This window comes from Streptomyces sp. NPDC017993 (assembly GCF_044328065.1).
Lineage (GTDB): Bacteria > Actinomycetota > Actinomycetes > Streptomycetales > Streptomycetaceae > Streptomyces.
Map to the genome: position 1 here is coordinate 246,048 of NZ_JBIRGO010000008.1, position 14,460 is coordinate 260,507.

Here is a 14,460-nt window from a genome sequence, read left to right on the forward strand (position 1 = left end):
CTCGGCGAGGGAACTCGACGCGGTGGAGGCGTGGGACCGGCTTCGCCGTATCCGGTCCGCGCGGGAGGCCGAGGCCGCCGGGCTGATCCCGGACGGGCAGGGCGGACTGCGGTGGGCAGCGCCCGCCACCGCCGAGGCCGCGGAGCTGGCCGAGCGCTATCTGCCGCTGTGCCTGGCCGGTCCCCGGCTGTCCTTCGCACAGCTCGGCCAGAGCCTGGACGGCTTCATCGCGACACGTACCGGCGACGCGGACTACGTCACCGGAGCGGAGGACCGCGCCCATCTGCACCGGCTGCGGGCGTTGGCGGACGCGGTGGTCGTCGGGGCCGGTACGGCGCTCGCGGACGATCCGCGGCTGACGGTGCGGGCGTGCGCCGGGGACAACCCGGTGCGCGTGATAATCGATCCGCGCGGGCGGGTGCCGCGCGGGCACCAGGTGTTCACCGATGGCGCGGCCCCGACCCTGTGGCTGGTGGGGCAGCACGCGAACGGCGCGTCGGGCGGCACCGGTCCGGAAGGCCACGCGAGCGACGTGGAGACCGTGGTCCTGCCCGACCCGGACGCGTTCGCCCCACAGCGTCTGCTCGGGACGCTCGCCCGGCGCGGTCTGGGCCGGGTGCTGGTCGAGGGCGGCGGCGTCACCGTGTCCCGTTTTCTGCGCGAACAGGCGCTGCACCGGCTGTATCTCACCATCGCCCCGGTCCTGCTCGGCGACGGCGTACCCGGTCTGCGGTTTCCCGGCACCCCGGTGATGCGGGACGCGCTACGCCCGCCGCTGCGGCGCGCCACGCTCGGCGCGGACACCCTCTTCGCACTCGACCTGCGGGACGACGCCGCGCAGCCCCGCCACACCTCGGACGACCAGTACGGCGGCGCCCGGCAGGCTCGCGGCGAAGGCGAGCACCCCGTAGATCACGGCGGCGGTGAGCCCCTGCGCGGCGCCTAGCCCGGCCGCGCCGAAGGACCATGCGGCGACGCCTTCCCGCGGGCCCCAGCCACCGACGTTGAGCGGCAGGGCCATGGCGAGGAGCGAGAGCACCACCAGCGGGAGCAACACGGCCGGGGGCGCGGTCGCTCCGGCGACGCGGGCGGCGAGCAGGAACATCCCGAGGTAGCCGGCGAGGACCACCACGGACGAGAGCACGACGCCGGGCCATACGCCGCGTGCGAGTAGCCCCCGGCGCGCTTCGGACAGCGCGGCGCCCAGACCGCGGCGGCCTCGCGAGATGCCGCGCCGTCGGTACAGCAGGACGGCCGTCACGCCCACCGCCGCACACGCCGCCGCCATCACCGGCGCGGCACCGGGCGCGGTGAGAAGCTCACGGAGCCGCGCCCCGGCCGGGGACGGAGGGACGAGCAGCACCGCGGCTCCGACGGCGAACAGGGCGACCTGGCCGGCGACCCGTTCCAGGACGACCGCGCGGACGCCTCGCCCGAGGTCGCCCTCCGTGCGGCCGTGCCGTACCGCGCGGTGGACGTCGCCCAGGACGCCGCCGGGCAGCGCCGCGTTGAGGAACAGGGCGCGGTAGTAGTCGGCGACGGCCCGGCCGAGCGGCAGCCGCAGGCCGAGCCCGCGGGCCACCAGGCACCAGCGCCAGGCGCTGCCCACCGTCGTCAGCAGGCCGATGGCGAGGGCGGCCGTCAGGGTGGCCGCGTCGACCCTGCGCACGCCGGCCAAGAAGGCGGCGGAGCCCAGGTGCCACAGCAGCACGGCGAGGATCGCCAGGCCACCGAGGACCCTGAGCCACGCCCAGCGGGACCCGCTCATCAGCCGGTCCCGCTGACCGGCCGCGGTAGCGCCAGCAGATCGGTGTGGTGCACCGTGACGCTCAACTCACCCGCCGCGCAGGCCGCCAGGCGCCGCCGAAGGTAGGCGATGCCGCGCAGCGCCAGATCCGGCCGCTGCGCGACGGCCGCGCCGACCCAGCCGCGCAGCCAACTGGCGGTCAGCGCCGCTTCCGGGCCGCCGAGCCGCCACGGACTGGACTGCGTCAGCACCGTCGCACCGTGTCGCTCGAAGGCCTCGGTGGCGGCCGCGACCGAGTCCGGGCCGAGCAGCCGGCGGCCGCCGTCCGTACGGCGCTGGTGGTCGTTGAAGGCCGCGGCGATCGCGGCGTCGAGGGGTTCCGACGGGGTGAGTTCGACCCGGCCGGTGACGGACAGCGCCAGCAGGGCCGGGCAGCCGGCCGCGACACAGGCCGCGGCGAGGTCGGCCATCTCGTCGTGGGTCAGCAGGTCCAGCAGCGCGGAGGCGGTGAGCAGGGACGTACCGGCGAGGGTGCCGGCGGTGAGGCCGGTGAGGTCGCCGCACTCGGTGGTGACCGTGACGGGCCTGCCGTTGGCGGCCGTTGACGGCAAGCGGTCACCTGCGTGGGCGAGCAGCGCGGGATCGTGGTCGTGCAGGATCCAGCGCTGCGGGCCGGGCAGTCGGACGGCGAGCCAGCGCCCCATGGAGCCCGTGCCGCAGCCGAGATCACGGATCACCAGCTCGTGAGGGGCCGGGAGCGCTTCCGGGCCGGCCGAGGGCGTCGGGGAACTCCGCGGCAGCTGCGCGTTCAGCCGGGCGCGTAGCGGATGCAGCAGCTCGGGCGCGCGGGCGGCGGCGTCCGCGCGCTCCCGTAGCGCGAGCCACTCCGCGGCGAATCGAGGTGCGCCGACCGCATTCATCCGGCGCTCCGGGGTGCGAGCCGAAGACCTTCCAGCACTTCGGCCAGATCGTGCGACGTCATCTCCCACCCCTCCAGCATGGCACGCCGCTGTCGAGCCGATTCCTTCAGCCTGCCGCGGAGTTCACGATCGCCGAGCCAGGCGCGCAGCGCCGAGGCCAGGTCCCCGGGTGCGTCGGGCGCGACGAGGAGGCCCGGCAGGCTGCCGTCCGGGGCCCGCCCCAGGGCTTCCGGGACACCGCCGACCGCGGTCGCCAGCACCGGAGTCGCGCGGGCGAGCGCCTCGGTGACGACCATGCCGTAGGTCTCGGCGGACGAGGTGAGCACCACGAGGTCGGCGGCGGCGCGGCTCGCCTCCAACTCCGCGCCCGCTTGCGGGCCGGCGAGATGAACGCGGTCACCGAGGCCGAAGTCCGCGATGTTCCGGCGCAGTTCGTCGACGTACGCCTTCTCGCGGCGCAGCCCTCCGACGCAGACGCAGCTCCAGGGCAGGTCGGCGACGGCCGCGAGGGCCCGCACCAAGCGGTGCTGCCCCTTGCGCGGAGTCACCGCCGCGACGCACAGCAGCCGGCCGGCTCCATCGGTTCCCGGAGCGCACGGGGACGCATCGACGCCGGGGCGGGCGACATGGACGCGGGCGGTGGGAAGCCCGTGGTGGTCGACGATCCGACGGGCGGCCCACTCGCTGGTGGCCACAACGGCCCCTGCGGACCGCAGCGTTCGCCGCTCCCTGGCATCCAGATCGGCCGCCCGGTCCGCGGCGAGCCCGGTCTCGTCGCCCAGGGGCAGATGCAGCAGGACGACCGTCCGCAGCCGTGTGGCGGCCGGGGCGACGACATCGGGGACGCCGCAGGCGACCAGCCCGTCGAGCAGGACCACGGCACCGTCCGGCAACGCGGCCAGGCGCCGCGCCAGTTCCTCGCGGTCCGTGGCCTCCGGCCGGGGCCAGCTGCCGGGTACGGCGTGGCGGTGCACCCGCCATCCGGCCGCCGGCAGACCATGGCAGACCCGGCGGTCGTAGACGTTCCCACCGCTGGGCACTGCCGGGTCGTCGACGTCACCGGGCAGGAAGAAGTGCACCTCGCGCTCCGCCGCCGCGGTGGCAACGGGCCGGCTCATACAGTCCGCTCGTAGGTCGCCCACGCGATGTGTGACTCGTGCAGGCTGACCGATATCCCGGCCAGCTCGCGGGCGCCCTCGCCGAGGTTGCCGGCGTGTACGCGGTCGGCCAGCCGGTCGGCGATGACCTTGGCCAGCGCCTCCGTCGAGGTGTTGATGCCCGCGAAGGCCGGTTCGTCGTCGAGGTTGCGGTAGTTGAGTTCGCCGATCACCCCGCCGAGTTCCTGGGTGGCGAGGCCGATGTCGACGACGATGTTGTCCGCGTCGAGTTCGGCGCGGCGGAAGGTCGCGTCCACGACGTAGGTCGCGCCGTGCAGTCGCTGGGCGGGGCCGAAGACCGCGCCACGGAAGCTGTGCGCGACCATCAGGTGATCGCGGACGGTGATACTGAACACGGTGTTCCTCCAGAGTGAGTCGGGTGTGCCGGCCGGTTGGATCGGGGCCGGCGGGAGTCCGCGGCAGCGGACTTTGCCGGACTTTCCTACGCGCCGCCGCCCTCGGGGTAACGGATTCGGTGGCACAGCGCCGGCAGGTCGCCGCCGGCGAGCCGGGGCAGCACCGACGGCAGGTCGTCGAAGGCCGATTCGCCGGTGATCAGTGCGTCGAAGACGGGGTCGGCGAGCAGGTCGAGGGCGACCGCGAGCCGGTCGGCGAAGGTCCGGCGCGCCCGCAGGGCCGGGGAGACCGCTCCCACCTGACTGCTGCGCACCACCAGTCGGCGGGAGTGGAAGGACTCCCCCAGCGGCAGGCTCACCCGCCGGTCGCCGTACCAGCTCAGCTCGATGACCGTGCCCTCCGGGGCGAGCAGCTCCAGCGCCCGCGCGAGCCCGTCCTCGGTGGCGCTGGCGTGCACGACGAGGTCGCACTCGCCGAGGGCGTCCTCGGGCAGCGCGAAGCCGATGCCCAGCGCCTCGGCGATGCGGGCACGCGCCGGGTCCGCGTCGACCAACTGCACCCGGACCGCGGGGAAACGGGCGAGCAGGGCCGCGACACTGCACCCGACCATCCCGGCGCCGACCACCGCGATCCGGTCGCCGAGCAGCGGCGCGGCGTCCCAGACGGCGTTCACCGCGGTCTCCACCGTGCCGGCGAGCACCGCTCTGGGCGCGGGGACGTGGTCCGGCACGGGGGTGACCGCGTCCGCCGGGACGACGTAGTGCGTCTGGTGCGGGTAGAGACAGAAGACCGTGCGGCCCAGCAACGGACGTGGCCCTTCCTCGACCACGCCGACGTTGAGGTAGCCGTACTTGACGGGCCCGGGGAAGTCACCGTCCTGGAACGGCGCCCGCATCGTGTCGTACTGGCTGCGCGGCACGCCGCCGCGGAAGACCAGGGTCTCCGTCCCGCGGCTCACGCCGGAGCAGAGAGTACGCACGAGCACCTCATCCGGTCCGGGCCGCGGCAGTTCGACCGTCCGGATCTCGCCCTCCCCCGGGGCGCGGAGCCAGAACGCACGGGCGATTCGCGGCATCGGGACCCTCCTGGACCTGCGACGCGCCCGTTCCGGAGAGCGGGCGATCTTGAGGACGCCGTTACGATACGCGGCACTCATCAGCTCCGCCACAAGCACAGGGAGGCACGGTGACCACGCAAATCCGCTACGGCGCCCGGCCGTTCTCGCCCGACGTCACGCTGGGCGCCTGCGGACAGCTGCTGTTGCTGGCCCTGTTGGGCTGGGCGACCGGGTTGGGGCCCCTGGGGTGGCTGGCCGGCGCGGTGTACGCGGCGGCGCTCTGGGCGCTGCTCACGCTCGCGCTGCGCCGCTCCCGGACGGGGCCCTTCGGCCCGGCCAACCGCGTCACGCTCACCCGGGCGGTGCTCGTGGGCGGGGTGACCGCGCTGGTCGCCCACTCCTTCGCCGGGCGGGCGCCGGTCGCGGTGCTGACCGGTCTGGCCACCGTGGCACTGCTCCTGGACGCGGCCGACGGCCAGGTCGCCCGGCGGACCGGGACGGCCAGCGCGCTGGGCGCGCGCTTCGACATGGAGGTCGACGCCTTCCTCATCCTGGTGCTCAGCGCGCACGTCGCGGGGTCGCTCGGCGGGTGGGCCCTGAGCATCGGCGTCATGCGCTACGCCTTCGTCGCGGCGTCCTGGGTCCTGCCGTGGCTGCGCGGTGCGCTGCCTCCCCGGTTCGCCCGCAAGACGGTGGCGGCGCTGCAGGGCATCGTGCTGGTCGTGGCAGGCGCCGGGGTGCTGCCACGGCCGGTGGCGGGCACCGTGGTGGCCGTGGCACTGGGGCTCCTCGTGTGGTCGTTCGGCCGCGACATCGCCTGGCTGTGGCGGGCCGGGGCCGGCGGTGGAGACGCCCCGGGGCCTGACGGGGGACACGAGACGTCGCCGCCGTGATGTCCGTGGTGGCCGCTACGTACCGGCGTGCCGGCCCAGATAGATGACCAGGGCCAGAAAGACGAGCACGAGGTGGGTGACGACGATGGTGAGCAGGATCCGCCGCCACGCGCTGCGCCGCACCGCCCGCCGGGACGGCAGTGTCACGCCGGACAGCCTCGCCAGCTGCGCGCCCGGGCGGACCGCTGCCCACTGGCCCCTCGGTCCGAAGCACCGTGGCGCCGTGCGGTGGCGAAGGGCGAGATCGGGGCAGGTGGGCCCCGTGGTGCGGCGCGGGCCCCGGCCGTGCGGGCGTCCGCGGCAGGGCCGTGCGGTGCCCGGCCCGGCCGCCGGGGGTATGCAGGTACGGGAGCGGACCGCTCGCCAGGGCGGCGGCCCCTTACGCCTCGATGGGCCGGCCATACGCGTCACCCGGCTCCGTCATCGGACGGCAGGGGGGCGCTCCGCCGGGCCACGGCCTCCGTGCGGGGAGCGCGTGTCATGACACCACCCCCACGCCGGGCACGGTCGTCACCGGGGCGGCCGACGCCACATCGCGCGGCGCCGGGACGCAGCCGGCCTCGGCCTGCCGCAGCTCGGCCAGCAGCGCGTGCTGCCCGGCGAGGACGTCGCTGAGGATCCGCCGCGCGGCGCGCATCAGCTCCGCGACGTCGCCGCCGGCGAGCTCGTAGACCACGGTGGAGCCGGTGCGGGTGGCCGTCACGATGCCCGAACGGCGCAGCACCGCCAGTTGCTGGGACAGCGCGGAGGGCTCCACCTCGATCGCGGCCAGCAGGCTGCGCACGGGCAGCGGCCCGTCCTGCAGCAGTTCGAGCACCCGGATCCGGACGGGGTGCCCCAGCATCCGGAAGAATTCGGCTTTCGCCTGGTAAAGGGGAATCTGCGCGCCGTTCACGCCCGCGCCCCGTCCGGTGGCTCGTCCCCCGGTTCGTCGCCGGGCGCCGGGCCCGGGTCGATGTCGACGCTACGGGCCACCCGCACCGCGTCGTCCAGTTCGTCCTCGGCCACGGCCAGCACGTAGGCGTCGCCCGAGGCCCGCGCCTCCTCGACCGCGGCCCGCGCGGCTCGCACCCGTTCCCGTACCGACTCGGCGAAACCGCCCACGCATGCCCTCCGCATTCAGGCCGACCGGCCGTCGCGTCACCTGTTGAATTGCAGAATTCTGCAACTGTAGACGACGGCGGTCCAGGATGCCGTAAGGGAGTGGCGGATGCCCGCGGGGCGGCCATCGGCTGCCCCCCCGGCCGGCGGGAGAATGGGTTGGACACACCGGCCCGCCAACTACAGAGTGACGCCCATGACTTCACTCGTACGCCACCTCACCATCGACTGCACCGACGCCTACCGCCTGGGAGAGTTCTGGGCGTCCGCGCTGGACGGGTCGCTGGCCTCGGACGATTTCCCGGGCGACCCGGAGGCCACGGTCACCGCCGCGGGCAGCGCTCTGCTGTTCGTGACGGTGCCCGAGAGCAAGACCGTGAAGAACCGCGTCCACCTCGACCTCCAGCCGCAGGACCGCAGCCGGGACGAGGAGGTTGAGCGCCTGCTGGCACTCGGGGCGTCCCTGGTGGCCGACCACCGCCGGGCCGACGGCACCGGCTGGGTCACGCTGGCCGACATCGAGGGCAATGAGTTCTGCGTGGAGCGCAGCGCGAGCGAGCGGACCGGCTGACCGGCCGACGCCGGATGGCCGGTGCTCACGGAGGCCGAGAGGGCCCGAGCCCTGGCCGTCCGCACGGCGTGCGAGAGCCTGCCGGCGGATGATGCGCGCGGGGGTGGCCGCGGCGGGCGGAGCGGCCCGCGACCCCGGCTTCGCTGGAACGTATCTTCTGACTGTCACCGCCGCAGGGGCATCTGGGGCCCGTACCGGCCGCGTCCCGCAACTCGCGAGCCCGTCTCCGGGTTGAGTCCGGGCATGGACGCCAAGCAGCCCGCCGGTCACCCCTTCCAGCGCCTCACGCTTCCGCACCAGTCGCCGCCGCCCCCTCCGCCGCAGGCCCGGCGCCCCCCGGAGGAGGCGACCCCGATCTTCGATCAGCTGCTCAAGGAGTGGCGCGCAGGGGCGCTGCGCCCGGTCGTCTCCTGGCCGGTGGACGAACCCGGGAAGATCAAGCCGGGTGCCGCTGTTGGCACCGATGACGGACGTCCCTATCCGCGCAACCGCATTGAGGAGCATGACCGTGAGCCTGTACGACATCCCGCTGCGCACCCTGACCGGTGAGCCCGCCTCGCTCGCCGACTACCGCGGCAAAGCGCTGCTGGTGGTCAATGTGGCGTCCAAGTGTGGGCTGACCCCGCAGTACTCCGGGCTGGAGCGCCTCCAGGAGCGCTACGCGGACCGCGGCTTCAGCGTGCTCGGCTTCCCCAGCAACCAGTTCGCCGGCCAGGAGCCGGGCACGGCCGAGGAGATCGCGACGTTCTGCTCGGCGACGTACGGCGTCAGCTTCCCGCTGTTCGAGAAGACCGACGTCAACGGCGCGGACCGGCACCCGCTCTACGAGCAGCTCACCACCCACGAGGACGCCGAGGGGGCGTCCGGTGAGGTGCAGTGGAACTTCGAGAAGTTCCTCGTCGACCACCAGGGCGCAGTGGTGGGCCGTTTCCGGCCACGCACCGAGCCGGAGGCCGACGAGGTGGTCACCGCCATCGAGGCCGCCCTGCCCGCCTGATCCGCGGCGCGCCACCGGGCCGGCCCGCGCCCCGGGCCGGCCCGGCGTCCGCGCGGCCGCCGAGAGGCCGGGCGTCACCCGACCGCGGTCCCGGCGATGTCCGTGACGCCGATGATGACGCCGGTGGGGCCGGGGGCGCGGTCGGGGACGATGTCGGGCACCGCGCATCGCGCCGCGCGAAGCGCGTCGGCCACGACATGGTCCGGCACGATCACGAAGTCGCCGCTGAGGCCCGTCAGGCGCAGCAGCCGCAGGACGCTCTCGCTGTCGGCGACGCCTGCCAGGCGCAGCCGGCCGCCGCGTTCGCGCGCCCGGTGGCGGGCGCGGCACAGCAGCGACAGGCCGGCGCAGTCGATGAAGGTCACCGCGCGCAGGTCGAGCACCAGGTCGGGGCGGTGGTGACCGGTCAGGCCGTCCAGTCGCTCGGACAGCTTGCCCGCGGCGAAGATGTCCAGCTCACCACGGAGTTCCAGTACGGTGACGGCGCCGGTTTCGTGGAGCATCCCGGCGAAACCTTGGCAGTCCTGACCTTCGTCCATCGGCCCGACCCACTTTCGTGCCAGGCGCGCGGTATGGCCACGCGCGTTACGGCGGAGGCATACGGAAGGTGAGGGGAGCGCCCGGCGCGATCCGGTCCGGTGGGGTTGCGGACATGCCCGGGTCGTCGACTGTGCCCTTACGTGTCTACGGCTTACCCTCCGGCCGCGTCGTCGAGTCGCGGCCGGAGGCCCCTAAAGAAGTTGTCTCAAAATCGCCCTCGATGGCAAAGGCTCCGGGCCGCGCGGAACCCTGCTGTCCTCGCGCCACGCACCGGCGGCGTCCGCCATCGACCAGGATCAGGGCGACCGGCCTTCGGGCACTCGTGTGTCAGCGGATCTCGCTCGTCGTCCGGCGGTAGGTGGAGCGCCGGTCCTCGATGTCGGCCCAGCGGTCGCCGTAGACGTTCCGGGTGATGCCGGGCTCCCGCAGGAAGTCGTGCGGGAAGCCGAGCGGCACCGCGCTCGCCGCGTCCAGCCGCTCGACGGCATCGGCGTCGAGCGTGACATCGACGGCGGCGAGGTTGTCGGTCAGCTGGCTCTCCTTGGTCGCGGCGACGATCGGGATGATGTTGCCGGGGCGGCTTCGCAGCCAGGCGAGGGCCACCTGCGCCGGGCTCCAGCCACCCTGCTCGGCGATCTCCAGCACCGCGGTGATGATCTCGTCCTCGTTGCCGGCCGCCGCGCCCGCTCCCACGGTGTCGAGGCGGCCCGTCCCCCCACGCCGGTACTTTCCGGTGAGCTTGCCTCCCGCCAGCGGACTCCACGCCAGTACCGCCAGGTCGAAGGCCCGTGCCTGCGGCAGCAGTTCGCTCTCCGGCGTCCGCTCCAGCAGGTTGTAGAGCAGCTGCGAGCCCGCGAAGGCGGTCCAGCCGCGCAGCTCGGCCAGGGTGTTCGCCTGCGCGATCTCCCAGGCGGGCCAGTCGGAGACGCCGATGTAGTGCGTCTTGCCGGCCCGTACCAGGTCATCGAGTGCCCGCATGACCTCCTCGACGGGCGTGAAGTTGTCGCGGGCGTGCACCCACAGGATGTCGAGATGGTCCGTGCGCAGCCGATCGAGGCTCTCCTCCACCGAACGCACCAGGTTCTTGCGGTGGTTGCCGGCTGCGTTCACGTCGCCGTCGCGGGTCGCGCAGGTGTACTTGGAGGCCAGCACGAAACGGTCCCGGCGGCCTTCGAGGAGTTCCCCGAGGATCGTCTCCGAACTGCCGTTGGTGTAGTTGTTGGCGGTGTCGATGAAGTTGCCGCCGGCGTCCGCGTAGCTGTCGAGGATCCGTGCGCTGGTCTCCTTGGCGGCGCCCCAGCCCCAGTCGTCGCCGACGGTCATGGCACCGAGGCTCAACTCGCTCACCCGCAGGCCGGTCTTGCCGAACAGTGTGTACCGCACGATGTTCCCCTTCGGTCAGGTCGTACGCCGGACGCTACGAGTTGGAGCGCCCTTCAAGGCAAACCGGCGAGCGGGCAGGCGTGCGGGCCCTTCAGGCTCCCCTTCCCTGCCGGTACGGCCTCAGCGGGTGGGTGAGTGGCAGGTCGTCAGCAGGGCCGGGCGGCAGCCCTCAGGTGCCGATGACACGCAGGCCGGCCCAGAGCGCCACCGTCGACGCGGCCAGTGTCACCGGGACGGTCAGCAGCCCCAGACGGGTGAAGGACCCGAGGTCCGGGGCCGCGCCGTGACCGTGCAGGATGCGCCGCCACAGGAGGGTGGCGAGAGAGCCGACGTAGGTGAGGTTCGGGCCGATGTTCACGCCGATGAGCACCGCCAGCACCGGTCCCGCGCCGGACTGCGAGGCGAAGGGCAGCAGCGCGAGGACCGCGGGCAGGTTGTTGATCAGGTTCGCCAGCAGGGCCGCGAACGCGGCGAGCCCGAGCAGCGCGGGCAGCGACGAGCCGTCCGGCAGCAGCCGGTCCACCGCCTCCCCCAGCCCGTTGTCGACGACGGCCTGGACCACGACGCCCAGGGCGAGAACGAAGACGCAGAACAGCGGGTTGGCGGCCTTGACCAACGCCGTCGCGGTGGTCTCCTTGCGGCGCAGCGCGCGGACCGCGAGGACGAGGGCGCCGGCGAGCGCCGCCCAGGCCGGGTTCAGCCCGGCGAAGGAGCTGACCACGAAACCGGCGAGGGTGAGGGCGAGGACCACGAGGGCGAAGACCGGCAGCGGTGGCGGCGCCGGCAGGGCCGCCGAGGCCGACAGGTGGGCCGGGGCGGTGAGCAGGCCGGGCGCCGGGGCGGCCGCAGGGGTTTCCGGCGGGCCGCCCGTCCGCCCCGGAGTTCCGCCGTCCGCCGCGAGCTCCCGGGCGAAGTAGCCGCGGAAGACGACGTACTCGACGGCCACGGCCACCACCCACGGCAGCGCCATCAGGGCCGCGAACCGGGTGAAGGACAGCCCGGCGGCCCCCAGCGCCAGCAGGTTGGTGAGGTTGGAGACCGGGAGCAGCAGCGACGCGGAGTTCGCCAGGTGGGCGCAGGCGTAGAGGTGAGGTCGCGGACGTGCGCCGGCGCGGGCGGCGGTGGCCAGCACCACCGGCGTCAGCAGCACCACTGTCGCGTCCAGGCTGAGCACCGCCGTCACCACCGCGGCAAGGACGAACACCCCGGCGAGCAGGCGGCGCGGCCGGCCTGTGCACAGCCGTGCCAGCGCCGCACCGGCCGCTTCGAAGAGGCCCTCGCGCGCGCAGAGGTATGCCAGCGCCAGCACCGCGGCGAGAAAGCCCACCACCGGGAGCAGGCTGTGCACCTGGGACCAGGCGTCGGACGGCGGCACCGCTCCGATCAGCACGACGATCACCGCGGCGGGCACGGCGGCGACCGCCTCGGAGGCGCCGCGCGGCCGCTGCACGGCGAATACCAGTACCCCCAGCAGCAGAAGAACGGAAAGGGTCTCGGCGATGGCGGTGCTCACCACCGCACGCTATCGGCCCGCAGGACGTCCGGAAGACGGTGCCCCTGGCGACGCCGTCCGGCCACAGCCGGGTGGCCGCTGGTCCGTGTGGGTGCGCGGGAGGGTGACCGGACGGGAATCGCTTGACCTCAACATTGGTTTAGGTCCTAGTTTCCAAGCAGGTCGCCGGTCAGTCACGGCGATGCCGTGACACCACGACACACAGGAGGCCGCGATGGACATGGAAGTCACCGCCTGGCATTCGCTGCACAGCACGATGACCGCGCAGCAGGACAAACGCCCCTTCTCCCGGGGGACGCTGCGCCGCATCCTGACGTTCGCCCGCCCGCACCGCCGTCACCTGGTGTGGTTCCTGATCCTCAGCACCGTCACCGCGATGCTCGCGGTGGCCACCCCGCTCCTGGCGGGACGAGTGGTCGACACCATCGTCAACGGCGACTCCTCCTCCGTCGTCCTCGGCCTGTCGGGGCTGATCGCCGTCATCGCGGTCGCCGAGGCCGGCCTCGGCCTGCTGACCCGCTGGCTGTCGGCGATCATCGGTGAGGGGCTGATCCTCGATCTGCGCACCACCGTGTACGACCACGTGCAGCGGATGCCGGTGGCGTTCTTCACCCGCACCCGCACCGGAGCGCTGGTCAGCCGCCTCAACAACGATGTGATCGGCGCCCAGCGGGCGTTCAGCGACACCCTTTCCGGGGTCGTGAGCAACATCGTGACGCTGCTGCTCACCCTGGTGGTGATGCTGAGCCTGTCCTGGCAGATCACGCTGATCGCACTCGTCCTGCTGCCGGTGTTCGTGCTGCCCGCGCGCCGGGTGGGCCGCAGGCTCGCGGGTCTGCGGCGTGAAGGCGCCGACCACAACGCCGCCATGGGCACCCAGATGACCGAACGCTTCTCCGCGCCGGGCGCCACCCTCGTCAAGCTGATGGGCCGTCCGTCCCGCGAGTCCGCGGAATTCGCCTCGCGGGCCCGGCGGGTGCGGGACATCGGCGTCCGCTCGGCGATGGTGCAGACGTACTTCGTCACCGCCCTGACCCTGGTCTCCGCCCTGGCGCTTGCGGTCGTCTACGGGCTGGGCGGGTTCTTCGCCCTGCGCGGGCAGCTGGAAGCCGGCGCGATCGTCTCGCTCGCCCTGCTGCTGACCCGGCTCTACGCCCCGCTGACCGCACTGTCCGGAGCGCACATCGAGGTGATGAGCGCCCTGGTCAGCTTCGAGCGGGTCTTCGAGGTGCTCGACCTCAAGCCGCTGATCACCGAAAAGCCCGACGCCCGCCCGGTGCCCGAGGGGCCGGTCTCGGTGGAGTTCGACTCCGTACGCTTCGCCTACCCCTCCGCCGACAAGGTCTCGCTGGCCTCGCTGGAGGAGGTCGCCACCCTCGACACCCGAGGCGGCGAGGAAGTGCTGCACGACATCTCCTTCCGCGCCGAAGCGGGCCAGATGGTGGCCCTGGTCGGCTCCTCCGGCGCCGGCAAGTCGACCATCGCGCAACTGCTGCCGCGCCTGTACGACACCGACTCCGGCGCGATCCGGCTGGCCGGTGTGGACGTCCGCGATCTGACCGCCGCCTCGCTGCGCGACGCCCTGGGCATGGTCACCCAGGACGGGCACCTCTTCCACGACTCCCTCCGCGAGAACCTGCTGCTGGCCAAGCCGGAGGCGGCCGAGGAAGAGCTGTGGGACGCCCTGCGCCGCGCCCGGCTGGAGGAGCTGATCCGTTCGCTCCCCGACGGCCTGGACACCGTCGTCGGCGAACGCGGCTACCGCCTCTCCGGCGGCGAACGCCAGCGGCTGACGATCGCCCGGCTGCTGCTCGCCCACCCCCGGGTGGTGATCCTGGACGAAGCCACCGCCCACCTGGACAGCACCTCGGAAGCGGCGGTGCAGGAAGCGCTCACCGAGGCGCTGGCCGGCCGGACCGCCGTGGTGATCGCCCACCGGCTGTCGACCGTGCGGGCCGCCGACCTGATCCTGGTCGTCGAGGGTGGGCGGATCATCGAGCGCGGGACGCACCACACGCTGCTCGCGGCCGACGGGCGCTACGCGCAGCTGCACCGGACCCAGTTCGCCGCCACCGACTCCGGTGCGGAGCCCGGCCAGGGATCCGCCGCGGGCATCGCGCTGACGGCCCGCGGCTCCGATCCGGACTCCGGCCCGGAGCAGGTCAAGGAGACCGCGCTGGTGCCGTGACGCCGCGCCGGTTGGCCCCCGCCTCTTGGCGGGGGC

At 73.7% G+C, this 14,460-nt stretch carries 16 protein-coding genes and 1 pseudogene; 6 read left to right on the forward strand and 11 right to left on the reverse strand.

Annotated elements, in window-relative coordinates:
• Nucleotides 1-22 precede the first annotated feature (22 nt).
• Nucleotides 23-661: pseudogene (locus ACH4FH_RS17120) on the forward strand (RibD family protein); the annotation flags it as partial.
• A gap of 102 nt (nucleotides 662-763) precedes the next feature.
• Here the strand turns inward: ACH4FH_RS17120 and ACH4FH_RS17125 are convergent.
• The 5 genes from ACH4FH_RS17125 to ACH4FH_RS17145 all read right to left on the reverse strand — a co-directional run bounded on the left by ACH4FH_RS17125 (nucleotide 764) and on the right by ACH4FH_RS17145 (nucleotide 5,256).
• Nucleotides 764-1,768, reverse strand: coding sequence for a lysylphosphatidylglycerol synthase transmembrane domain-containing protein (locus tag ACH4FH_RS17125; RefSeq protein WP_398556642.1), 1,005 nt, complete (start codon nucleotides 1,766-1,768; stop codon nucleotides 764-766).
• Nucleotides 1,768-2,667: an SAM-dependent methyltransferase gene (locus tag ACH4FH_RS17130; RefSeq protein WP_398556643.1), complete on the reverse strand. Its 900-nt coding sequence runs from the start codon at nucleotides 2,665-2,667 to the stop codon at nucleotides 1,768-1,770. The genes ACH4FH_RS17125 and ACH4FH_RS17130 overlap by 1 nt, the downstream gene beginning before the upstream one ends.
• Nucleotides 2,664-3,785, reverse strand: a complete 1,122-nt coding sequence (locus ACH4FH_RS17135) for a glycosyltransferase family 4 protein (protein WP_398556644.1) — start codon at nucleotides 3,783-3,785, stop codon at nucleotides 2,664-2,666. The genes ACH4FH_RS17130 and ACH4FH_RS17135 overlap by 4 nt, the downstream gene beginning before the upstream one ends.
• Nucleotides 3,782-4,180, reverse strand: a complete 399-nt coding sequence (locus tag ACH4FH_RS17140; protein ID WP_398556645.1) for a 6-pyruvoyl trahydropterin synthase family protein — start codon at nucleotides 4,178-4,180, stop codon at nucleotides 3,782-3,784. The genes ACH4FH_RS17135 and ACH4FH_RS17140 overlap by 4 nt, the downstream gene beginning before the upstream one ends.
• A gap of 86 nt (nucleotides 4,181-4,266) precedes the next feature.
• The gene (locus tag ACH4FH_RS17145) at nucleotides 4,267-5,256 is read right to left on the reverse strand and encodes a zinc-binding alcohol dehydrogenase (protein WP_398556646.1); all 990 of its coding nucleotides are present in this window, start codon (nucleotides 5,254-5,256) and stop codon (nucleotides 4,267-4,269) included.
• A gap of 110 nt (nucleotides 5,257-5,366) precedes the next feature.
• Between ACH4FH_RS17145 and ACH4FH_RS17150 the strand changes: the two genes are divergently transcribed.
• Entirely contained in the window at nucleotides 5,367-6,131 is a 765-nt protein-coding gene (locus tag ACH4FH_RS17150) for a CDP-alcohol phosphatidyltransferase family protein (protein WP_398556647.1), read from the forward strand.
• Between the two features lie 15 nt (nucleotides 6,132-6,146).
• Here ACH4FH_RS17150 and ACH4FH_RS17155 read toward each other — a convergent pair whose 3' ends face one another.
• The 3 genes from ACH4FH_RS17155 to ACH4FH_RS17165 form a co-directional block, all read right to left on the reverse strand.
• Nucleotides 6,147-6,278 (reverse strand): DUF6126 family protein, encoded by a 132-nt coding sequence (locus tag ACH4FH_RS17155; RefSeq protein WP_398556648.1) that lies wholly within the window; start codon nucleotides 6,276-6,278, stop codon nucleotides 6,147-6,149.
• A gap of 331 nt (nucleotides 6,279-6,609) precedes the next feature.
• A complete protein-coding gene (locus tag ACH4FH_RS17160) occupies nucleotides 6,610-7,026 on the reverse strand; it encodes an ArsR/SmtB family transcription factor (RefSeq protein ID WP_398556649.1) in 417 nt (138 codons plus the stop codon).
• Nucleotides 7,023-7,235, reverse strand: coding sequence for a hypothetical protein (locus ACH4FH_RS17165; protein WP_398556650.1), 213 nt, complete (start codon nucleotides 7,233-7,235; stop codon nucleotides 7,023-7,025). Before ACH4FH_RS17165 ends, ACH4FH_RS17160 begins: the two co-directional genes overlap by 4 nt.
• A gap of 193 nt (nucleotides 7,236-7,428) precedes the next feature.
• Between ACH4FH_RS17165 and ACH4FH_RS17170 the strand changes: the two genes are divergently transcribed.
• From ACH4FH_RS17170 to ACH4FH_RS17180, 3 genes are all read left to right on the forward strand, one after another.
• Nucleotides 7,429-7,803: a VOC family protein gene (locus tag ACH4FH_RS17170; protein WP_398556651.1), complete on the forward strand. Its 375-nt coding sequence runs from the start codon at nucleotides 7,429-7,431 to the stop codon at nucleotides 7,801-7,803.
• Nucleotides 7,804-8,046: 243 nt separating this feature from the next.
• Nucleotides 8,047-8,352, forward strand: a complete 306-nt coding sequence (locus tag ACH4FH_RS17175) for a hypothetical protein (RefSeq protein WP_393895050.1) — start codon at nucleotides 8,047-8,049, stop codon at nucleotides 8,350-8,352.
• Nucleotides 8,312-8,800: a glutathione peroxidase gene (locus ACH4FH_RS17180; RefSeq protein WP_398556652.1), complete on the forward strand. Its 489-nt coding sequence runs from the start codon at nucleotides 8,312-8,314 to the stop codon at nucleotides 8,798-8,800. The genes ACH4FH_RS17175 and ACH4FH_RS17180 overlap by 41 nt, the downstream gene beginning before the upstream one ends.
• Nucleotides 8,801-8,874: 74 nt before the next feature.
• On the opposite strand, the gene ACH4FH_RS17185 is transcribed toward ACH4FH_RS17180, so the two are convergent.
• The 3 genes from ACH4FH_RS17185 to ACH4FH_RS17195 all read right to left on the reverse strand — a co-directional run bounded on the left by ACH4FH_RS17185 (nucleotide 8,875) and on the right by ACH4FH_RS17195 (nucleotide 12,236).
• Nucleotides 8,875-9,303: an STAS domain-containing protein gene (locus tag ACH4FH_RS17185; protein WP_398556653.1), complete on the reverse strand. Its 429-nt coding sequence runs from the start codon at nucleotides 9,301-9,303 to the stop codon at nucleotides 8,875-8,877.
• A 364-nt stretch (nucleotides 9,304-9,667) separates the two neighbouring features.
• Nucleotides 9,668-10,723: an aldo/keto reductase gene (locus ACH4FH_RS17190; RefSeq protein WP_398556654.1), complete on the reverse strand. Its 1,056-nt coding sequence runs from the start codon at nucleotides 10,721-10,723 to the stop codon at nucleotides 9,668-9,670.
• Between the two features lie 169 nt (nucleotides 10,724-10,892).
• Complete coding sequence (locus ACH4FH_RS17195) at nucleotides 10,893-12,236, reverse strand: SLC13 family permease (protein WP_398556655.1); 1,344 nt, start codon at nucleotides 12,234-12,236, stop codon at nucleotides 10,893-10,895.
• A gap of 214 nt (nucleotides 12,237-12,450) precedes the next feature.
• Between ACH4FH_RS17195 and ACH4FH_RS17200 the strand changes: the two genes are divergently transcribed.
• A complete protein-coding gene (locus ACH4FH_RS17200; protein ID WP_398556656.1) occupies nucleotides 12,451-14,424 on the forward strand; it encodes an ABC transporter ATP-binding protein in 1,974 nt (657 codons plus the stop codon).
• The last annotated feature ends 36 nt before the right edge of the window (nucleotides 14,425-14,460 follow it).